This is a genomic window from Flavivirga abyssicola, assembly GCF_030540775.2.
Lineage (GTDB): Bacteria > Bacteroidota > Bacteroidia > Flavobacteriales > Flavobacteriaceae > Flavivirga > Flavivirga abyssicola.
Genome location: NZ_CP141266.1, coordinates 3747195 through 3769141, shown reverse-complemented (window position 1 = coordinate 3769141; position 21947 = coordinate 3747195). Strand labels below are relative to the sequence as shown.

Genomic DNA, 21947 nt, shown 5'->3' with positions numbered 1-21947 from the left:
AATTTGAAAATGAAACATATTATTACATACTTATTTATTGCTTTTACATTTACAGGCTTCACTCAAAACAAAGCCAAAACACTATTAAATGAAGTTTCTAAAAAAGTAAAAAGCTATAAAAATATATCCATAGACTTTAAATATACACTCGAGAATACTTCAGAAAACATAAAACAAGAGACTCGAGGAGATGTTATTATGAAAGGTGACCAATATAAATTGAATATTCTTGGAGTTATACGCCTCTTTGATGGTAAAACACTTTATACCATAAGCCCTGAAGATGAAGAAGTAACAATTTCATCTGAAAATGATAACGAAGAAGATGCTATCACACCAAGTAAAATGTTGTCTTTTTATGAAGATGGTTATATTTATTCGACAGATATCGAACAAAGTATAAAAGGTCGAAAAATACAGTATATTAAATTAACACCTATAGATTCTAAATCTGAAATAAAATATATTTTACTAGGTATTGATGCACAAACTAAGCATATATACAATTTAATCCAACTTGGAAAAAACAATACGAAAACAACACTCACTGTTAATTCTTTTAAAACAAATGAGCCTTTATCAGAAACCTTATTTACCTTTGATGCTAATAAATATGAAGATTATTACATTAATAAATTAGATTAGGTAAATAATAGTTAAACAAGTATTAACGAAGTTTTAAAAAAAATTATCCTTTTTTAAAGATTTTTAATATGAGAACGACGTACTTACATGCGTTCTTAATTTTATAATTAGCCTGTTAAACAATTGATTAATAAAATTTAAACGTGTAAAACATTTATGAATAAAAATTTAATCGCTAATGAAAATTATTATATAAATGTTGCATCTGGCTATAAAAAAACAATACGTGTGAGTAGATGAAAATATTAGACCGATATATACTAACTACATATCTTAAAACTTTTATCAGCGTGTTTGTAATTCTTATGCTGATATTTATTTTACAAACTATTTGGTTATACATCAAAGAGCTTGCAGGTAAAGATTTAGATATTGTAGTTATAGCTAAATTTTTAATTTACTTCATGCCTAAGTTAATTCCTTTGGTATTACCACTTACCATATTACTTGCATCTATAATGGTATTTGGGTCTTTTGCAGAAAATTATGAATTTGCTGCCATGAAATCAACAGGTATTTCTTTAAAACGTGCCATGTCTGGTCTTAGCGTCTTTATTGTTGTACTAGGATTTGTTACCTTTTTATTTTCTAACAATGTTATTCCCTGGGCTGAATATAATATACTTAATCTACGAATAAACATAAAAAACACGAAGCCAGCAATGGCAATTGCTGAAGGTCAGTTTAATCCTATAGGAGACAACTTTAATATTAAAGTGGGCAAAAAAAGCGGCGATAATGATCGAATTCTTAACGATGTAACCATTCACATTAAAGGAGGTACCCGCAATAGATTAAACTTAAAAACCATAAAATCCAAAACAGGAGAACTTGTTAGTGAAAAAAACTCCAATACTTTAAAACTTATATTATTTGACGGTAATTATTATGAAGATCTTTTGCCAAAAAGTGTAAAATCAAAAAACAAAAAACCTTTTGTTAAAAGCACCTTCGAAAAATACATTATCAATATAGATTTATCAGATTTTAATAAAGTAGATTTCGACAAAAAATCACAAACAGACAAATACAGCATGCTTAACATCAGTAGTCTAAACAAAACTATTGATTCTCTAACGGAAAAAAGGCAAAATGATTATCAATCATTTTCAAAAAGTTTATTTCAGCGGTCTGGTATATCTAAAAATATTAAAACCAAAAAAGTTAAAAAACCCATCAATGATTCTATTAATACAGATAACCTTTTTGAGCTTTTTAGCCCCACAAAAAAATTCGAATTAGCCGATATTGCTGTGAAATCAATAACCAGTGCAAAACAAATTGTCATTTCCAAAGAAAAAACAAGGAAAAATGCTAAAATTTTGGTTAATAAGCATATCATTTCATTACACGAAAAATTTGCACTTGGTTTTGCTTGTATCATCTTATTTTTTGTCGGCGCCCCCTTGGGAGCCTTAATACGTAAAGGAGGTATTGGCCTACCTATGGTAATAGCTATACTATTATTTTTAACCTATCACTTTATAGGTATTTTTGCTACAAATAGTGCCAAAAGTGGAAATCTTAATCCAATTTTGGCTAGCTGGTTTTCAACATTAATGATGCTTCCATTAGGTGTGTTTTTGACTAAAAGAGCTACTGCAGATCGAGGTATATTCGAATTAGGGAACATTATCGAACCATTAAAGAAAGTTTTTAATATCAAAGAAAAAGACGCTGTCGATTATAAGTTTCTTATTCCTTATAAAAATGAAGAACTCTACAATGTAATCAATAACTACGAAACGCTAGGACATGACGAGAATATCCGCTATGAAGCTATAAAATTATTAAATAGTCGAGGACTTTCAATAAAACAAATTCGAGAGAAAGGGGTTCATATAGATGATGATTATGATGTTTCAGAACACATTGCTAAAAAATATAAAAATCAAGCTAAGCTTGCTCTTATTTCATATAGTATAGGAGCTGCATTACTTATATTATACTTTATATGCAATAACAATAAATTACCATCACTAGCCTCTATATTAATTAAAATTAGTATTGGTGCATTCGTTTTATTTGCTTTCTACTATGTAAGGCTTTTAATTAGTACTTTCAAATTTTATACGCACATTAAAAAGAAAGATAAAAGCCCTAATTTTTTCCTTTTATTAATTGGGCTTCCTTTATATATAATTTCATTTGCTTTTTTGAATGTAAAAATTAAGGAAGACTTAAAGCTAAATTGTCTAAATTCCTTAAAATAGCAATATATTTGCACTATGATAGCAGATACGATGACACAAAAAACTACCCCCAAATTCAAACTAAATACAATACACGAAGCCATTGATGATATTAGAAATGGAAAAGTGATTATAGTTGTTGATGATGAAAACCGTGAGAATGAAGGGGATTTTGTTGCTGCTGCCGATAAGGTAACACCACAAATGATAAACTTTATGGCTACTCATGGCAGAGGTCTTATATGTGCGCCACTAACAGAGAATAGGTGTAAAGAGCTCGAGCTTAATATGATGGTACGTAATAATACCGACCCTATGGAAACCGCCTTTACTGTTTCCGTAGACTTAAGAGGTGGTGGAGTTACAACTGGTATTTCAGCAGGAGATAGAGCAAAAACAGTAAAAGCTTTAATCGACTCAAATACGAAACCATTCGAATTAGCAAGGCCTGGGCATATTTTCCCTTTAGTAGCTAAAGAAGGTGGTGTTTTAAGAAGAACCGGACATACAGAAGCTGCAATTGATTTTGCTAGATTAGCTGGTTTACAGCCTGCTGGCGTTATTGTAGAAATTATGAATGAGGATGGTAGTATGGCGCGTCTTCCAGAACTTATGGAGGTTGCTAAAAAACTAGACCTTAAAATTGTTTCAATAGAAGATTTAGTGGCTTATAGAATGCAACACGACTCTTTAATTGATAAAAAAGAAGATTTTCAAATTGAAACTCGCTTTGGAAGTTTTAGATTAAGAGCCTATAAGCAAACTACTAATAATCAAGTACATATAGCTTTAACAAAAGGACAATGGAAAGATAATGAAGAAGTCCTTACACGAATAAATTCAACACTAGTTAATAATGATATTCTTGGAACACTAACTAATAATGTTGACAAACAATTAGTTAATATGTTCAAAGTAATTAATGATGAAGGTAGGGGTGCTATCATATTCATTAATCAAGAATCTCAATCTATGAATATTTTAAAACGGCTATCTGTTATAAAAGAAAACCAAAAACCAGGAGACTTGTATAAAGCTCCAAGAATAAATATGGATTCAAGAGATTTTGGTATTGGAGCACAAATACTTCATGATTTAAATATCCACAAATTGAGATTAATTTCTAACGCCGAAGAACATACTAAACGTGTTGGGTTGATAGGCTATGGGTTAGAAATTGTAGATTATATAAAATACTAATTTATAATCACTTTTTTATTGTTTCTCGCATTTGGAAAAATTCCACATATTTGTGGGTACAACTGGCTACCAACAAGGTTCATGTGAACGACAATTTCAACAAAAACTCTGTCGCCTTGGGTCTACGAAGCCAAAGAAACGGCAGAGCTTAAGAGAATTCTTTTCGATTAAATCTTACACTTTTAAACAGTAGACTTTATAATCTCAACCATTTTCGTTGCTCTACTTTTAACTTCTTCTTCTGTCCAAGAAAGCTTTATCAAACAAGAAATATTTCTAGCTATATAACTATCTGACTGTGCAAACTCTTTTGTTTTCAGATAGTCAAGCCCTTTTTTAACTTCTTCTGAGATAGGGAACAACGACTTTAATTCTGTTAAATGATCCCATTTTCTAATATAGTGCCAATTATTGTCATAATAATGAAAACAAGCATCAACACCATGTTGCTTAAACATTTCAGATACCTTCCTTGCCTTTTTTAAATCAGGTAAGAAAAAATTTAAAAATGCATAACTCTCTTCCCCACCTTCTGGAACTGTTCTAAAGGTTACTTCTGGAATTTGAGATAGTGTATCTCGAATGATTGTATAGTTTGTCTTTTGAATTTCTAAAAACTCAGGTAATCGTTTTATTTGCGCTAATCCCACAGCTGCATGTAATTCTGAAATTCTAAAGTTATATCCTAAAAAAGGATGAGTTTCAGCCCCTCTATCATTACCAATATGGTCATGGCCATGATCACTATAATGATCTGCATGAGTATAGAATTTTTTATTATTAGTAATGACTGCCCCACCTTCACCACAAGTAATCGTTTTTACAAAATCAAAAGAAAAGCAGCCTAAATCTCCAATACTACCTAATGGTTTACCATTATAGCTCCCTCCTATTGCTTGGCAGGCATCTTCAACTAATAATAGGTTATGGGTATTGCAAACAGCTTGTATGGCATTCATATGTCCCATGCTTCCGCACATTTGAACTACCATAACTGCTTTCGTTTTTGGGGTAATTGCAGCTTCAACAGCCTTAGGATCTACTGCCAACGTATCATCAATATCAACTAAAACAGGAATGGCCCCTAGCATCATAATCGCCTCAAAGCTCGCTACAAAAGTGAATACTGGCATAATAACTTCGTCTCCTGCTCCTACTCCTGCAGAAGCCAATGCCACAGAAACAGCGGCTGTACCACTCGAAACAAGTTGTACATGATTCGTTTTAAAAGATTGTTGTAATTCAGCTTCTAATTCTTTTGATTTCCAATGTCCCTTCCGCATCCCATCAAAACCATAACGCATTAAAACGCCATTATCTAAGACATCGTTAACTTGCGCTCGTTCTAATTCTCCAAATAATTCAAATCCAGGCATAAATAATATAGTTATGTTTTAATTTATAATTCAATAATAGCGTCATCAATTGACTTTCTGACTTTTTCAAATTCAGAAAACATATCATCCTCTGCTCTATAACCAACAGGCAACAACAGTACTGATTTTAGTTTCATGTTATCTAATTTTAAAACGTCATCGAATGCATCTGGTAAAAAACCTTCCATTGGACATGAATCAATCCCTTCTATTGCACAAACAGTCATTAAATTACCTAATGCAATATAAGCTTGGTTTTTAGACCATTGTTGACGTTCTTCTACAGACATATTCTTCATCATATTAATAAGATCTAATCTATAAGGATCTAAAATCTTGTCTGACGTGTCTCTAATAAACTTAATGTTGTCATAATACATATTAACATCCTCCTCTGTAATATCATTTTGAATACAAATTACAAACAAATGCGATGCTTCTAAAACCTGTTTCTGATTGAACGCATGTTTAACCAATGGGATTCGCGTAGCCTCATCTTCAATAACGATTAATTTAATAGTTTGTAACCCAAAAGAAGTTGCTGTTAAATTAAAGGCCTCTTTTAAAACATCAAGCTTCTTATTTGAAAGCTTCTTAGTCTTATCAAATTTTTTAGTAGCGTAACGCCATTGTAACTGTTTTATAGTATCCATTTCATCTGTTTAATTTTTTTATTGTTTTTATAAGTCAGATGTAATTAGCCAATAATCATTCCGGTTGATATTAATTTATTTATGGCTCATTTCATATTAATATGTGTGCAAAAATAAGGTTTGAAATTTTGTTTTTTACAATAATAACAGATAAAAATTAACAGGCATAAGAGCGTGAAAATTATTTTTTTCAAAAAGTTAGCTTTTTATTTGAAAGAATTAAAAAAGGGTCCTATATTTGCACCCGCCTACGGGAAAAGAATTTCCCTCTAGCGGGTTAGCCTGCTAAAAGGCAAACGCAAAAGACACTGGAGAAATGGCAGAGTGGTCGAATGCGGCAGTCTTGAAAACTGTTGAGGGTCACACCTCCGGGGGTTCGAATCCCTCTTTCTCCGCAAAAAGAGACCTTCAACAAATTTGTTGAAGGTTTTTTGTTTTTAGGAATGCCGCAAATTCATTTTCGTAAATGAATGAAAACAAAAAATCAAGCAAGTAAAACCTGCTTAGGTTTCTATGCTTGTACTAGATACCCTATATGGGATCATTAAAAATAATCCCTCTTTCTCCGCTGAAACGATGTTTCAAAAGCACTTAAAAACTCATTTTTGGAGTTTCAATAATTTTTAATGATGCGCAATAATTGTAGATTCAAAATAAAGAAACAAAAAGACTACTAGAAAAGCTACACTGTATTTTCTTAATATTTTAGTGTTAAATGTATTATTAAAATTTTTCATTAAACCCTACAATTCGATAATTTTTAATATTAAAGTCCTTTTATTGACTTAATATCTTCAATTTTAATTTCTCCTTCTATAAACGCACCATCACCTTCTAAAAGTTTTATACAATTTTGGCGTTTTACTAAATCGTTATTAGCGTTAATTATTTCTTTAAACTCCAATATATCTTGAACTGTATTTATAATCTTTTTAACCTTTGGGCATAAATCTTCAATCACTAACCATCTGAACAACATATGCTCATCAAAAGCTACGCGTTCAGCTATAAGTATAGAACGTGCCATAGTATAATTGTTTGCCAATCTGATTATAGATCTTGGATTTGTATCAATATATGCATGATACTCTTGCAATAAATGCCTAAGTTCTTCTGTGTCTTTATTCTTTTCCTCAATAACAATAGTTGAAGCCGTATCTTCCGTTAGATTAAACCTATCTTGAATATTTTGCACAAACTTAGGATTTGTAAGTTCTGACTTTGAATCCCTTAGAACTGATTTTATCTCCTTCTGTTTATCCTCTGTTAAATCTTTTATTGAGCTTACTTTTGGTTCAATATTTTCTTTCTGCATTCCCAATATGTGATTCCAATAATTTTGTTTCGATTCTTCAGAAATATTAGACAATCTAAATGATAACTGAAATGCTTTTTCAATAAAAAGTTCTCCTAACTGATTCTTACCAATATCTTCCGATTCAAACTCCTCATAAGTATTGGCAAAACTTGTAGTTATCCAATTCTTGTCTCCTGCCACAATATACAATACTCTTTTATCCCTAAATAGTGTTTGAATGCCCTCTAGAAGGCATACAACATACTCCTTATTGCATCTATCTATATCATCAATAAAAATTGCCAGCTGTCTTTTCTTTTCTTTATTAATATCATCAACTAAATCATTAAAGTGTTTTTTTACTTGATTCATTGGATCACTAGCCTTTAAAACAAAAGATTCCGCATCCTTAGAAGAATTAATAAAAAACGGAATGGTTACAAATTTCGTGAGTCCATATAGTATACCTAATAAAGAGGATATTGTTAAAATCAATTTTCCAAAATCTCCTAGTTTAGTAATAACGCTTTTTTTGCTTATATCCTTTCCGTTTTGAATAACGGCAGTTGTCTCATTGAATATATTTATTATATCCTCTCCGAAAAATAGAATGCATATAATTGATAATGAGAATAAAATAAAAGCAATTATTTTTTGCCAACCACTATAACGCCAAATTCTTCTGAAAACTTCTTTTCTCCAAAGTTGGAAATAAGCAAGTCCGTTTAATTGTGCTCGTGATTTCAGATACACTTGATCTATTAAAGACCACCAAGGAGGACTCATATGTTGATTTTGCCATGCGTTATACTCTACAATAACCCATTGCTCTTTACCAGCGTTTAAGTTGTTTTTTACAAAATTCAAAAAAGAGGATTTTCCTGCCCCCCATTTTCCTTGCAAGTGCACTATAAATGAGTGATTTAATTTTTCAGTAAAAACGTCTTTCTTTATGAGGTCTACAAAAGCTTTTGCTACTGGATCTCGACCTAACTTGTCTTCATTAACAATTTGGTCTAGTTGAAAGGGGATTTTGTCATTTGATGCTTCATTATTTTGTTTTTGGGGATTTCCAATATCTTTTAAATCATAATCTTCTAATTTTATATTATGCTTTTTAGCCAATTCAAAAATATAATCTATCCTTAAGGGAATAGGGTTATAATTTAACCTATTATTACTAGACCAATTTGATATCAGGTCTATATCATTCTTAGTAAATGAATTATCAAAAATGCAGAAATAAGTTATTGGCAAATCATTTGATTGAAGTAGCTCAACATCTTCAACAATTTCCGAATAAAGAACTGACATTTTTCTATGGCTTTCAGTTTCAGTATTAAGTTCAGAAACTTCTTCGGTAATTATTTTTTCTCTATTAGTATAAAGTACTGCAAAAACATTCTTAGATTCATCTATTAAGTCAATCTCATTATTTATACTATATACAAGAGCTGACTTGAGAACCATCAAATTAAATGAATACTCTTGATTTAAAATATCTTTTATTAAAGGTAGAAGATTAAATCTTTCTTTTGTTGTTGAATTTGAGCTTGATTTAGAATCTTCATAAATTATTGATTCATTTGATGGATTAAATCCCACAGCACCTTCAATTGCTTCCTCCAATTCATTTTCTTCAACATTTTCAAAACCAACTGGAGGAGTGACACTTCTTCTTTTTATTGGCTTTACTACAATCTCTGTCTTAGTTCTTATGTTTTCCTCGAATTCCTCAATAAAATTCAGCCCTCTTTTATCTTCAGGGATTGAGATTGTAAAACTCAATTTAGGGAATAGTTTTAAAACTTCTAGAGTGGCATTGTAACTATGTACAAGTTCTAAACCAGCAGCACCTGTTCCCATTAAAGGTATCCAAATATTTTTCTCTTCAAGAAGTTTTATGTTATCCTTAATAGCATTTTTAAGATTTCTTCTTAAACTCATTATCGAGTTACCTTCTCCAATAGTCACAACAAATAAGATAGGTTTACGCATTTCAGAAAATAAATAATCATATCCTTTAGATGTATCAATTGATTTAATTGTGTTAAGACTATATCCATAAGACTTCAACACCATCCTATTTAATGCTCCCAAGTTTGCATTCTTATCTAATGAAACTATTGCCAAATCAAACTCACTGGGAGAAATGCCAATATCTATTGTAATATTATATTTTGTTTTCAATCTCGTATTAATTAAAACTTCTTGAAATTCTCTAAAAGCTCTTTTTGTAATTCAAAAGCTCTTTTGAGAGAGAAGACTTTTTTAAATACAATTCTGTCTTTGTTAAAGAGTTTTTTTGATAATAGCAATGAATTAATATTTTCCTAAAGGTTGACATAATTAAAGTTTTTTTATTTCGTTTGTTAGTCTGACGCACAGTATACCACAGACTGCGGTAAATGTAAAGAATAGAATTCCGACATAATCCCATATTGAAGCTATTTTGAAGTGATAAAAGAAAAAAATAGCGCAAACAATTGGAATTACTACAAGTGACGAAAGACCTATTAAAAAACTTAAGCTTCCAGAATATAATGGAACCCAATTAACTTTTTCAAAATCCATTCCTTCTCGTTTTTGTAAAATTCTTATTTGGCGTAGTTGCATAAATAAAAATAGGATAATAACTAAAGTTGTTAAGGGGCCAATTATTGTAACAAATTTCTTATCGATTTTTATACCAAATACTGAAAATCCATTAGAATATTGAGATTCAAATATTCTAGCATCAAGATGATCAATAGCCGATGTTAAATCTAATTCTTTAATCTCATCCCACACAAGTCTTAATTTAGGAAAAAGTATTTCATGTTGGCTATTTTCAATTCTAACTTTTTCTATAAGTGAGGTGTTTTTTAACAAGTCCCTAGGGTATAATTTATGCATAAGAGTACCATATTCTTGAATATGCCCTTGAACATCCATTTCAATTGTATAACCAGCCAAACTCGTAATATAACCACCAGGATGGTATTTATTTGAATATAGATCTAAATCCCCAACTACAGTTAAAAAAGCTGATTTTGGAATATAAAGGTTACCTCCTTGGTTATCTGATTTTTTAGAAAACGTCATGGACTTAAGCTTAAAACTAATGGCATTTTCCATTTCTACTTTTCTTTTTTCACTTTTTGACATCCAATCTGAAAAAGATTCATCAAAAAAAATTTTCCGTGACTGAAATTCATTAAACTGTTCGTTAGTTCGAAAAAAACGATAGATGTCTTCAAGTTTGTTCATATTTTTAAGAACTTCCTTTGAGCCAAAGGTAGTATGCTCATAATTAGAAATATCGATCTGTATCTTCGAAGAAGCCAAATTGGATTTAATTGCATTTTCAAAATTAAGTGCATCATACTCGAAAGAATCAGTCAATGTATCAGGAATTTTACTTAATTCATCTGACAATATATATTGTATTTCTTCAACTTCATTTATAGCGTTTTCATATTTTTCAGTCTCACTAGTTGGTAAAGAAAATATCAAAAAAGCAAAACATATAAGAAGAAAAAGTTGATAATAACGGTTTAATTTTTTAAAATGTTCTTCCATATTATAAAAGTTGTTTTTACATTAATAAATTTAATTTTTATTAAACAAATAGAATTCTATTCTGGACTTAACTACTACACAACCCTAAAAACTTTTATGCATTGCTTGGGTATTTTCTTTAAAATACCATCCTTTATCTATGTCATCTACATCGATTTCTAACATTGGGTTTAAATGGTACTCAATATTTAAAAAAGAATGTCGTAACATATCACCCTCTGCTTCTAGTGCCTCGTTAATGGAAGGTAGATAATGTGGTCTAATACGTATTCTATAAATAATATCCTTAAAATTATCGTGTAAGGCACTCACCATATCATCCTGAAATAAATTACCATCTATACTTGGTAGTGGTACTTTCTGTTGCAACGTCAATTTAATTTTATCCACTTTTTCAGGCTCTAAACTATAAGTAGCCCCCATAAAGACTTTATTTTCGAGCTTTTTTGGCACTTCATCATCTATGGTGTCTTTTCGATAAAGAGCTCTATATACCTGAAACAAATATTGATACCTTTTATTACCATGTACATCCTCAATATTGTGCATGTACATTGTGATGGAATGCGTATCTTCTGCAGTAGTCGTAATAATAGCTTTTCTGGATAATTTAGTATTGCTTAGTATAGAAATGGTTACGGGCAGCATATTGGCATAGGTTACCTCTACTTTCTTTTTTAAAAAGCGTCTATAAATGAAGCCAGAAAGCATTTTCATAAACCAGTTTAGTCTTGAAGGAAGCCTAAAAACAACTCCTAAAAGTGATACTCCTAAGGCTAATAGTAATTTCCCCCTACCTAATAGATGTTTGGTGACAACTACAACGCGTTTTAAACCAACTTTTACTAACTCTTTCCGTATATTATTCTGATAATGCAATCCTTCATGGAATTTAATTCCAGTAATCCTATCGGTTAATAAGGTTTCTATATAATCGGCTTTATCGGTTTTAACAAAGGGGTATATCTCACCTGAGTTATTGGCCTGCCTAAAACCTTCTTCTGCTAACAATAATGTATGCAACGTACTGAGTCTTCCGTAATGAAAAGCATACCTCCGGGCTTTTAGAGAAGCAAACCCACCAAAAGCACTGACTTCCTCTCCAGGAAGGCTGATTATTTCCTTTTCAGAATTAATGGGTAATATGGCAACGCGTTCCGCTTTTTCGTTTTTACCATCTGTATTTAGAGAAAAATCAAATATAGTTTTAAAAACCGTTCTCGCGAAGATGTTTTTATCAGAGGCACTAGAAATACCAAGTTTATTATAACCCTTAGGGTCAAATTCGTCATTTTTAATGTCTCCAGCATTAATCGCTACCATAAGCGCATCAAATTCATCCTTACCAATAAGCAAACATTTGCTATTAGGCTTTTTTTTAGAGACACAGGCCTTTTTTAGTTCATTCTGAAAATAGGTAATGACTTTCCGTGTTCCTAACGGTATAATATCATCTTTTAAGTTAGTGGAAATCTTATCATAGGCTGTTTCAAGGATCTTAACAGTAAGATTTTTACCTAAATTAGTATTAGATTCAAGGTAATCGAATACGGTATTCCGTAAGACTAAGTTTTCCTTAACATCAGAGATTTTGTGCTCTTCCTTTACTCTACCTTGATTTTTTAAAGAGTTTATTAAGCTAGAGGTAACATCTATAAGTTTCGAAAATTCGGAATTGGCTTCGGCTGTTCCTTTTTTCATACCAATTGGCGTTAAGGACGACTGTATAAACGTTTGGTATTTTTCGGTTCTCACAATAGGGTCTACAAACAATACCAAGCGGTCTGTATCTTTATCGGGATGTCCAAAATCCTGAAATGCACCAATTCTATAAGCCTCACGTATGGGTTCATTATTAAAAGTTCCCCCATCGACGTATGGAAAGTTAAAACTTTTGTAGTCGATAACATTATTTTTAGACTCATTAAACACACTACTCTTTTTAGCAATAGCATCATTGTTAAATAAATCATTCAGGTCATTAAACTGTATTGGCCATTGCCCGACTTCACCATTATCCTTACCGTCAAACTCTTCCTTATATCGCTTTAATATTACAGGCTCGAAAGCAATTGGAAATGCACCACAAGCCAAAGCCGAAGAACACATAACAGCCCAAGCTTTTGAGCTATTAATGTCAAATTTTCGCTCTTTTTCATCATCAACATCGGCAAACTCTAACCAGCGGTCATCTGTAATTTTACCGTTTAACTTGCTTTTATCAAAAACAAAATCAATAATACGTACTTCGGTATGGTTTTGAGCACCTACAGATTGGATAACATTTTTTTCTAATTGTGGTAAGCCCTTTTCATTCTTTTTAATCTCTATTGGAAGCAAATTGGTTAAAGAACATGCAAAAGGAACCCGAGTAGTATCTAAAACCTGAATATTACCCAAATTATTAAATTTAGGTTTAATGATATATTTTTTGGCTAACTTTTCTAATAATTGCCGATCTAGGAGACCAAATGTTTGATGCACATCATGTTTATGATTCTTAGTTTTACGATACCCAAAAAGCTTTCCTGCATCAAGCTCTTCTACCCATAATTTTTCTTGCAACATTTGTGCAGTTTCAAGAGCCTTAAGAGCTTCAATCTTAGGATGCTTTTTAGCATCCTCTACCGAATCGAAGTAAGCCTTTGCGACACTTTCTAATAAATCATCTCTATCTTCATTAACCGCTAGGTCTGGTAACAAAAAAAGCATGGATTTGTAGTCAATAAGTGTCTTTAACATAATAGTTAAGGCAATAGCTCCAGCACTGGCACCACTCATACCATCAACTATGACATTATCATATTCATTACCATCAGCATCTTGTCCATATAAAATAAGTAATTTTAAAGCTTCAGTCAATGCAGAACCTGAAAACGAACCCAAAGATACTCCTCCACCCATTGCAAGGCATATACGTAATGTTTTTCCCGGCATATTGTATTGTTTTAGTTTCTAATAAATCTATTCGTAATTAATATTTATCTATTACCAAAAATCTTTATAGCGTGAAGAATAATTCCATCTTGCCTTAGTTCCTCTAATATCATAATGAACAAAGCCGTTGTAAAGACCAACACCTCCTTGTTTTATTTCACCGTTATTAATCATTCTTTCAAAAATTAGCGAAATGTCTTTGGCCGTATAATTACGTACCGAGAAATCTGCCGCCTTACCTAATAAATGCTGGGAGTCTAATTCCCCTCCTATAGCAGAGTTATGATTAGGGCTACGATAACCACTATTAATATGAATGGGTTCTTTCAAATAATCTCGAACGACCTGAAGATTTTCAGCTAGTTCTTTGATGTTTTCCAAAATGTCATCAGGCATCTGAAAGCCATCTCTACTCTCAAATTCTACTTTACTAAAATTGGTTGTTAGTTTCATAATATTTAATCGTTTTATAATTTAACGCGATTTTGTATAAAAGTTTAATAATGGAATATCCACGGCTATAAAGGCTTTAAAGGAAAAGGAAGTATCGGCATCTACAACAATATCCATTGGGTTGACCTCACGCAGCTGTGGTCCTAGTTGTCCGCCTACGCCCCATGAAATGGGTAGCCTTGCCCAACCGTGTACCACGTAAAACCCAGGTGCAAAAATATTCTCAAGTTTAATCTCTGGTAATTCTTCGGTTTTTTCATCCGAGAATCGAAAATTAGTCACAGCACCTAAATCTATTAAAGGAAAAAATAAAGAAAATGAACCACCTTTTTTAGCTCCCCAACTAGTAGCAACACCAATAGGGACATTTACTCCCAAGCTGAATTTAGAGTCTTTGGTATCGCCATTATATTCTAAACTAGGAGAAATCCCAACATACGAATTTAAGGATACATTGAACTTAGATCGTTTCTTTATGATAGAACTTCCGGATGGCAAGGCAATAGATTCAATAATTTGATGGACTTCATCTGAATCTTTCGCTTGAGCAATGCCCACCATAAATGAACCATATTTTAGAAACTCTTCTAAAAAAGGTGAGTTTTTTACTCGCATATCCTCTAGTAAGAATCTAAGATCCACGATTAAGGTTGAATAGTTCTTAGTAGACAAATCGCGATAGATGTTTCCAGCTCTATTTGCTAATTGTAAAAACTTTTCAATTTCTATTTTGTGTTTAATAATACTACTGTTTAATGGTTTTAATACAGGGTTGAGTTCAGAAATATCCCCAAGCAATGAAATAATACTTTGGTAAAATGCGTAGTAGTCTATACCCTCTGGTATATGATCAGATCCTTCAAAACTCTTTAAATGATCCCATGCAATCCTAATTTGATCAATATCATTAACAACCTTTCTTAAATAATTTTCGATAGGCGCGACATTTTGAGCTAAGTTTCCAAGTATATTTTGTAATGATTTGGTCCCGTTTGAGGTCTCAAAGTTTATAGGGTTAGAGCTATCGAGTTGATATAGCAATCCAAGATAAATCTTGAACGTTACAGGATTGCTAATCATATTAATAATGTCGTTATTTGAAACCCATGTCACATTATCTGTAGCACTTCTGAAACTATTGGATATCAAGTCTGTAAACTTCATTAAGTTTTTAACATTGGTGAAACTGGGATCAGATAGCTTATTAAACTCAGAATTTTTAGTAATATGTGTTAATATTTCTGCAGGGTTAGTTCCTTCTTTTAATTCTTCAATTAGAGTTAAACCCGTTTTTAAAAGGCGACCACCGTCGTTCGTAAAAAAGTTGTTGTAAAAAGTTACTCTTTTTGTACATTTTTTGTTCTTGGGTTGACACGTAACCTGATCAAGCTTGATTAAATTGATATGCAATTCCTTTAAGTCTTGAAGAAAGCCTTCTTGTAAGGAATTGAGGTATCTATTAAAATTAAAAGTCTCAATAATTTTAAAATTCTCATGTGTTTCTGGAAACAGTAATTGGAACTCTGGATAACCGTTAAAAACCTCTTGAAACCTGTCAAAAAATGCTACCGTTAATTCTTCTTTGGCCCTATCTATTAAAAATTTCACAACACTGTCTGCAATAGTATTGACGTTCAGGTTACCAACTGATCCCAAAATATTAGAATTAGGGGTTATAGCAACTCTACCACTAACAGAGTTGTCTGCAGGTAAACTAATAAAGGCATTCGTTGCCAAAGCAGCTTGTACCTGATTGTAATTAGAGCCTCCTGTATACTTTATTAATATTTCTGCTGCAGCCTTATTATTGTCACCTATTACCGGAAAAAATATCTTATTCCCAACAGTTTTCGGATTAAGCTTGCTCAATTCAATGGCATCGTAATAGACAGTCTGAGCAAAAGATAGTATTGGAAAACAATAAAGGACGAATAGTAGTTTTTTCATGGTGTGTTATTTATAGCGTTAAGTGGATTTACAACTTTACCAAATGATTGGTTATCACTGGTTGAAAGCAAATGATCTTTAAGGTCAATTGCCTTAAATTTTGGATTGTTCTTTCTAATTTTAGACAAGAGTAAAGCAGCTAGACCTGCAACAAAAGGTGCTGCCTGACTTGACCCAGACAGTTTTTTATATGAATTTTTTTTAAATGTTGATAAGACCTCAAATCCAGGCGCAAATATATCTGTTTGATTAGTGTTAATTGTATCCCCCAACACCTTCTTGTTCCTTAAAATTCCTCCTACTGAAATTGTTTCTGAATATCTGGCGGGAAAATCAATATCTACATGTGTGTTGTGCAATTTATTACCTGCTGCACACACAATAAGTATATTACTTTTAGCCGCTCTCGAAATAGCTGCTTTTAATAAATTTGAATCGTTTTGAAAACCTTTACTTATCGAGATAATATCAACGCTATTTGCAACAGCCCAATCAATTCCTTTAACCAAAAAATCTAGAGAATCTCCTACGATATCGTTGGTAACTTTTGCAAAATAAAGGTCTACATTTGGTGCTAATCCATAAACACCTTTAGTATTATGCGCAGCATTTAAAATACCACAAACATGTGTGCCATGGCCTGTCCAGTCCTCTGTCGAATCACTATCAGTAACATCTTGAAGCGTAATTGAGTTGACATCTAAATCGGAATGAGGAAGCGATAAACCAGTATCAAGTATAGCCACTTTGATTTTTGATCCTTTATTACTGCTCTTCCAAACTTTATCAAGGTTATAATCTTTAAACCACCAAAATTTGTCTATTTTAAATTGCTCCCAAATATTTGGTTTAAAACTTGGATCTAAGATTCCTCCACTCCAATAATAATTTCCTGCAAGGTCTTTATACCACAAGGAATTACCTTCATAATCCTGACCATTATACAGTTTACCATCCACTTCAAGAATACTTCCAGGAGCCAAATACTGATAGTTAGGTGCATCTAATCGAGGCTCACCTACCCTTACATTAAGATATTTAGAAACGGTTACTTTCATTAGCCTACACGATGCATAATGTTGACGTCTTCATTAGGTTTTAAAGTAGCATTTGATTTCTGCTGTTCTTTAGGTTTGAGAGAACTGCGTAATTTTATCAAACGATTTAAGAGGTCGAACCAAAATGGTGAACCTAATGAAATGGCTAAAGCTGTTAATACATATCCCCAAAGATGCATAAAGCGAAATCCTTTACTCTTAAAAACATAGCTCCATTTATAATTTCGTTTATTGACATCAATAATACCTTTATTGAAGTCAGCACGACTGGTGGGACGAATACTTTTTTCAAAAAGTGCTTTGTCTATCGATTTATGTACTAGAATAGAAACATCAACTGTGTCTTTTTTTACTTTCTTTTTGTTGTCTCTTCCTCTCATAATATCCCAAACAACGAGCTTATAGCCATGTTTGGTGAAGTCCTTCGGAATGTCTTTAACGGGATTATTGAGTATTCTATCTGGTATGCGCCAGTTTGATGCGATGATATTTTGAGCTCTTACAATATCTTTCTGTAAGGTCTGACTTATTTTGTGCAACGAATCGTTATTACTTTTAATGACTTCCTTAATACTTTGTGTTTTAAGACTATCTTTACCTGGATTACTTGTCGGATTGGTCTGTAAACTGTTGATTTTTTTAATTAAGTTCTCATTATCTTTTCCATAATTACTGGCATGAGCCACAAGCTGCTCACGTGCTTTAGTATCGTTTGATAATTTTTTAATGATACTTAACGTATCTGCATTGAAGCTTATAGCTAAAATAAAACCAATAAAAAATAAGAAATACTGAACCCTACGCTTAAACCAACCTGTGGAACGTTCCATGGTGTCATCAAACCACTGCTGCAATAAATACTCAAATTTCTGAAGATCGTTATTAGCATCTTCCATTAAGGATACTAGATGTTTTTTAGTCGAAGATTCATGTTCTATATCTAAATTTAACTGTTTTCTGATGAAATGCTTCGTTTCTACAGAGGTTTTCTGTATCCACTTTTTGTTTTTCGGATTTTTATATGCTAGAATTGCCTGATCATTAGAACGATCAATTCCAACTTTTTTAATACCACTCTTAATTTTTTCAATCGGATTATCTAGTCCATCGTCACCCAAGTCCTTTAATGAATCAATTAAAGCCTTTGAAAAGTTCTGAGAAGTTATGTAGGCAGGTTTATTCCACAGACCTCCTCCTCCAAGGTATTTAATAGAAGGCTGTTTGTAAAAATCATTAAAAAGATCTGGTTTCATTAGATTGTACGCTTTCCCTGTAATTTTTAGAAGGTGATTAATAATCAGTCTAAAGAATTTCTTCTTTAAATTATTATTAGAACTAAATTCTTTTTCATCCATTAACATTCGCCTCAAAGCATATCGTAAATTTCTGGCTCTTAAGCCTAGAAATGAATTGATCATTTCCATAATTGTTGTGGCGAAAAGACTGTAGAGTAAGTAAATAAATACTAACCCAATTACCACATCTAGAGCTACACTTCCTGTCATATCAAGATTTTTTATTAATGAATACTGACTTAATTATTAATACAGTATAATAGTATACATACTGGGTATTAATTATTTATAATTGGGACAAAAAATGTAGAAATTAATTCTTAGGAGAGTTTAAATATAAGATTTTTTTTACTAAGAATCAATATCTTACGATTCTTTTTGTAATTCTCGAAGTTCTTCCTATCACATATAGATTTTGTGTCCGTTCCTCCAGTCCAACTGCAAAAAAATATTCTTTATGTTTAAAAAAAAGGTTACCCTATGAGTTACCCTAAGGCAACTTAAAAAACGAAAATTTGATATCACTGATAAAATTTAAAGGCCAGCGGAGCCTCTTTTTCTCCACTTAACAAAACCGTAACCACTTAACTAACAAGTATTTAAAGTTTTTCTGTTTTATATTTAGTCAACTATTTAAAAAATTGTTGTATTTAAGCAAAAATTACGTCTCCAATAGCGCTGCTTCAATGATGGGTACTCAACCTGCAACTTTCTGGAGTTTCTTTATCAAATAGCTCAAACTTAACGAGGGACGATATTTAATATGTATGTGAACGTGATCTTTGGATACAACACCTTTCAATATTATAACATCTCCTGACTCGTATATTTGAACCAAAATTGTTCTACATCGTAGTAGACTTGAATATCAATAAAACGGATAACAAAATTAATCTATGAGGATTGTAATAATAAATATCTTCACAATTCAAAAACCGTGAAGATATTTATATGTACAATTAAACTAATTTGTGCATATTAGTGTAAATCTAAAACTAACACTCTTTTTAAATTGTATTTTACTTTATAATAAGTTTTTTAGTTATAACTTCATTTTTATTTTGGATTGTAACAAGGTACAAGCCTCTAGATAAACCATGAGTGTCAAAAGAACTGATTTCACCTTTACTTACCTCTTTGAATACTACTTTTCCGCTAGGGCTAAGGATTGAAATTATTGATCCTTTCTTAGAAATAATATTAACCATATTCATTGTTGGGTTAGGGTACACACCAATCTCAATTTCATTATCAGGTATTTGTAAAGCTTCTTTATTTTGTAGCTCACAAGAACCTATTTCTTTCCATTGATTTATTGAACATTGAGAGTTAACACCGGGTCTACACTTACCTTTACTAGATTTTAATTCGTATAACTTTCCTTCAAGCTTAACCTTATCTCCTATTACATAAACATCAGACTTCTTCCAAACAGGTATATTTTCACAATTAGAGTTGCCTGGGTTATCGGGACCTGAAGGCACTAATCCAGCTGACCCAGGAGGCACAGGTATGTTTATATTTCTAGTTTGCCCTGGGTTTTCACTAACTGTTACGGTAATATCATCAAAGAAATTTCCGTCTTCTGTTATAACTCTAAAAGTTGCTGAACCTTTTTTTAAGGCCGTTACAATACCAGTCTTAGAATCTATTCTTGCAACGTCCATACCAGAAACACTATAAAACGTAAAGTTTTTGTTTGAAGCTTCTTTAGGTAGGATTACTGGTGTGAGTATGGTATTTCCGCCAACTCGTAATGGCACTTCTGACTGCTCTATAACAACATTATTCACAGAAACTATCGGTGAAGAATCACTAGTTAGCTCAAATACTTTCACGTATAAAACCTGCATAGTTTGCGGAAAGAAATCCTTAGCTCTTTCAAGTACCGACGGGTTTGGCATCACAAATCTATTACTGCAAAATTGGTTATAAGGCGCTCTGATTCCTAAAGATAATGTAATTCTCATAGGGTTTGATAAATCAGATTCCTTTTGCCATAGTACATTTGGCTTTCTTCCAATCTCTTTCCCGTTCACATACCAAACTATTTCCTGGGATGTAACCAAGCAACCAAAAATATTAATATCTCTAGGTTCAAACTCATGGGTTTCATTTCTTTGTGCGGCAGTATTTTGTTTTGGTCTCCACCATCTTCTTCCCGCAGTACTACTAATAGGCCCTAAAGACAATCCACCATTTTGATTTACTGCAGGAACAAAAGCTCCAACTGGTCGGTTAAGCGAAGAATCAAATTTATGTCTTGTTGAAGCTGAAGTAATAGCATGCAAATTATGGTCCATTACTTTTCTTTTAGCCTCACTTGTTCCTTCTTGAGTAAGTTCTACAATATCAATCTCAGAATAACGTACTTTACCAACAGTCTGGTTTGATTTTATTGAGTTATATAACCAAAATGCTGGTGAAACCCCAGGAAAACCAGCACTTCCTTTAATAGCAGCTTCATAATAACCATAGACAAAACCAGGTGTAGAACTTCTCAACATACCAGATGAAAATCTAACAGGTACCAAAGTAGATGATGGACTTCCATTAACACAAGCTGATGGAACTCTATTTTCTGGAAAACCAGACTCATTATATCTAGCTGTTATATACAGAGACCCATCTCTTTGTTCGATATTTTGTTTGTTACGCCAAACCCAACTTTGAACATTTTCTGGTGTTTTTGTCCATCTTCTGGTGTCATATTTAAAGTCTGAATCTGGAAAATTATCATTATTAAATAAATCTGATCTGTCCCAACGTATTTTCCAGGATATACCAGGTTTATCTGCATCTCCGTAAGGACGAGTTCTTTCTTCTAGGGTTTTTTCATTAAATGTTTGGCCAATGGAATTGAATGTGACAAACAAAATTACAAAAAGGTTAAAAAATATTTTTTTTTTCATTTTTAATAGTTATTTAGATTTAAGGAGTATTTTAGTCTTTCTTGTATCAAGACTAAATAAGTATCGGATTATTACATTCTTAAAGACAAGGAACTACCCTAAGGTTTTAGGTAGGTGACTCCTAATATGGATTGATGTCTTAAAACTTGTAAAGTTTATTTTACAAAAGTACTCTTAAAAAAAACACATAGTATGCATCAAATTACCATAAGATTGAATTATTTTACCTCTAATAAAATATTTACAGATTATCCGCTGAGGATTTACTAAAATCCATAAAAGCCTGTAAACTTAATGTTTACAGGCTTTTTAATTTTCTTTGACATCAATAACAAGACGGATCGAAGATCAAACTAACTAAATTGTGAAAGATTATTTGTTTATATATTCGTAAAATCTACTTAACTCCAAATATTTTTAG

At 32.0% G+C, this 21947-nt stretch carries 13 protein-coding genes, 1 tRNA gene and 1 pseudogene; 4 read left to right on the top strand and 11 right to left on the bottom strand.

The features are described 5' to 3' along the window. Window positions 1–9: 9 nt before the first annotated feature. The 3 genes from Q4Q34_RS15790 (at window position 10) to ribB (ending at window position 4037) form a co-directional block, all read left to right on the top strand. The gene (locus tag Q4Q34_RS15790; RefSeq protein WP_303315268.1) at window positions 10–645 is read left to right on the top strand and encodes a LolA family protein; all 636 of its coding nucleotides are present in this window, start codon (window positions 10–12) and stop codon (window positions 643–645) included. 236 nt (window positions 646–881) lie between these two features. After that, complete coding sequence (locus Q4Q34_RS15785; protein ID WP_303315269.1) at window positions 882–2858, top strand: LptF/LptG family permease; 1977 nt, start codon at window positions 882–884, stop codon at window positions 2856–2858. A 15-nt stretch (window positions 2859–2873) separates the two neighbouring features. Continuing rightward, entirely contained in the window at window positions 2874–4037 is a 1164-nt protein-coding gene (gene ribB, locus Q4Q34_RS15780) for a 3,4-dihydroxy-2-butanone-4-phosphate synthase (protein WP_303315270.1), read from the top strand. Between the two features lie 182 nt (window positions 4038–4219). Here the strand turns inward: ribB and Q4Q34_RS15775 are convergent, their stop codons facing one another. Continuing rightward, window positions 4220–5413, bottom strand: a complete 1194-nt coding sequence (locus tag Q4Q34_RS15775) for a DegT/DnrJ/EryC1/StrS family aminotransferase (RefSeq protein WP_303315271.1) — start codon at window positions 5411–5413, stop codon at window positions 4220–4222. Between the two features lie 23 nt (window positions 5414–5436). Further along, on the bottom strand, window positions 5437–6066 hold the full coding sequence (locus Q4Q34_RS15770; protein ID WP_303315272.1) for an NAD(P)H-dependent oxidoreductase: 630 nt from the start codon (window positions 6064–6066) through the stop codon (window positions 5437–5439). A gap of 310 nt (window positions 6067–6376) precedes the next feature. Between Q4Q34_RS15770 and Q4Q34_RS15765 the strand changes: the two genes are divergently transcribed. Beyond that, window positions 6377–6461 (top strand) — tRNA-Ser (locus tag Q4Q34_RS15765). A 371-nt stretch (window positions 6462–6832) separates the two neighbouring features. Here Q4Q34_RS15765 and Q4Q34_RS15760 read toward each other — a convergent pair. The 9 genes and pseudogenes from Q4Q34_RS15760 to Q4Q34_RS15720 form a co-directional block, all read right to left on the bottom strand. Continuing rightward, entirely contained in the window at window positions 6833–9553 is a 2721-nt protein-coding gene (locus Q4Q34_RS15760) for a KAP family P-loop NTPase fold protein (protein ID WP_303315273.1), read from the bottom strand. 159 nt (window positions 9554–9712) lie between these two features. After that, window positions 9713–10924, bottom strand: coding sequence for a hypothetical protein (locus tag Q4Q34_RS15755; RefSeq protein WP_303315274.1), 1212 nt, complete (start codon window positions 10922–10924; stop codon window positions 9713–9715). Between the two features lie 84 nt (window positions 10925–11008). After that, window positions 11009–13861: a patatin-like phospholipase family protein gene (locus tag Q4Q34_RS15750; protein WP_303315275.1), complete on the bottom strand. Its 2853-nt coding sequence runs from the start codon at window positions 13859–13861 to the stop codon at window positions 11009–11011. A gap of 51 nt (window positions 13862–13912) precedes the next feature. Continuing rightward, window positions 13913–14314: a YcbK family protein gene (locus tag Q4Q34_RS15745; RefSeq protein WP_303315276.1), complete on the bottom strand. Its 402-nt coding sequence runs from the start codon at window positions 14312–14314 to the stop codon at window positions 13913–13915. Window positions 14315–14335: 21 nt separating this feature from the next. Further along, window positions 14336–16261, bottom strand: coding sequence for a hypothetical protein (locus Q4Q34_RS15740; protein ID WP_303315277.1), 1926 nt, complete (start codon window positions 16259–16261; stop codon window positions 14336–14338). Then, window positions 16258–17319 (bottom strand): S8 family serine peptidase, encoded by a 1062-nt coding sequence (locus Q4Q34_RS15735; RefSeq protein ID WP_303315278.1) that lies wholly within the window; start codon window positions 17317–17319, stop codon window positions 16258–16260. Before Q4Q34_RS15735 ends, Q4Q34_RS15740 begins: the two co-directional genes overlap by 4 nt. Next, entirely contained in the window at window positions 17319–18824 is a 1506-nt protein-coding gene (locus Q4Q34_RS15730; RefSeq protein WP_303315280.1) for a hypothetical protein, read from the bottom strand. The genes Q4Q34_RS15735 and Q4Q34_RS15730 overlap by 1 nt, the downstream gene beginning before the upstream one ends. A 447-nt stretch (window positions 18825–19271) precedes the next feature. Beyond that, a pseudogene (locus Q4Q34_RS19655) lies at window positions 19272–19470 on the bottom strand (transposase); the annotation flags it as partial. A 163-nt stretch (window positions 19471–19633) separates the two neighbouring features. Next, a complete protein-coding gene (locus Q4Q34_RS15720) occupies window positions 19634–21526 on the bottom strand; it encodes a T9SS type A sorting domain-containing protein (RefSeq protein WP_303315281.1) in 1893 nt (630 codons plus the stop codon). Between the last annotated feature and the right edge of the window lie 421 nt (window positions 21527–21947).

What these genes read in the sequence shown, in the direction of transcription:
- Q4Q34_RS15790 (WP_303315268.1), top strand. Translation starts at nt 10, where the DNA reads ATGAAACATATTATTACATACTTATTTATTGCTTTTACATTTACAGGC.
- Q4Q34_RS15785 (WP_303315269.1), top strand. Translation starts at nt 882, where the DNA reads ATGAAAATATTAGACCGATATATACTAACTACATATCTTAAAACTTTT.
- ribB (WP_303315270.1), top strand. Translation starts at nt 2,874, where the DNA reads ATGATAGCAGATACGATGACACAAAAAACTACCCCCAAATTCAAACTA.
- Q4Q34_RS15775 (WP_303315271.1), bottom strand. Translation starts at nt 5,413, where the DNA reads ATGCCTGGATTTGAATTATTTGGAGAATTAGAACGAGCGCAAGTTAAC.
- Q4Q34_RS15770 (WP_303315272.1), bottom strand. Translation starts at nt 6,066, where the DNA reads ATGGATACTATAAAACAGTTACAATGGCGTTACGCTACTAAAAAATTT.
- Q4Q34_RS15755 (WP_303315274.1), bottom strand. Translation starts at nt 10,924, where the DNA reads ATGGAAGAACATTTTAAAAAATTAAACCGTTATTATCAACTTTTTCTT.
- Q4Q34_RS15750 (WP_303315275.1), bottom strand. Translation starts at nt 13,861, where the DNA reads ATGCCGGGAAAAACATTACGTATATGCCTTGCAATGGGTGGAGGAGTA.
- Q4Q34_RS15745 (WP_303315276.1), bottom strand. Translation starts at nt 14,314, where the DNA reads ATGAAACTAACAACCAATTTTAGTAAAGTAGAATTTGAGAGTAGAGAT.
- Q4Q34_RS15740 (WP_303315277.1), bottom strand. Translation starts at nt 16,261, where the DNA reads ATGAAAAAACTACTATTCGTCCTTTATTGTTTTCCAATACTATCTTTT.
- Q4Q34_RS15735 (WP_303315278.1), bottom strand. Translation starts at nt 17,319, where the DNA reads ATGAAAGTAACCGTTTCTAAATATCTTAATGTAAGGGTAGGTGAGCCT.
- Q4Q34_RS15730 (WP_303315280.1), bottom strand. Translation starts at nt 18,824, where the DNA reads ATGACAGGAAGTGTAGCTCTAGATGTGGTAATTGGGTTAGTATTTATT.
- Q4Q34_RS15720 (WP_303315281.1), bottom strand. Translation starts at nt 21,526, where the DNA reads ATGAAAAAAAAAATATTTTTTAACCTTTTTGTAATTTTGTTTGTCACA.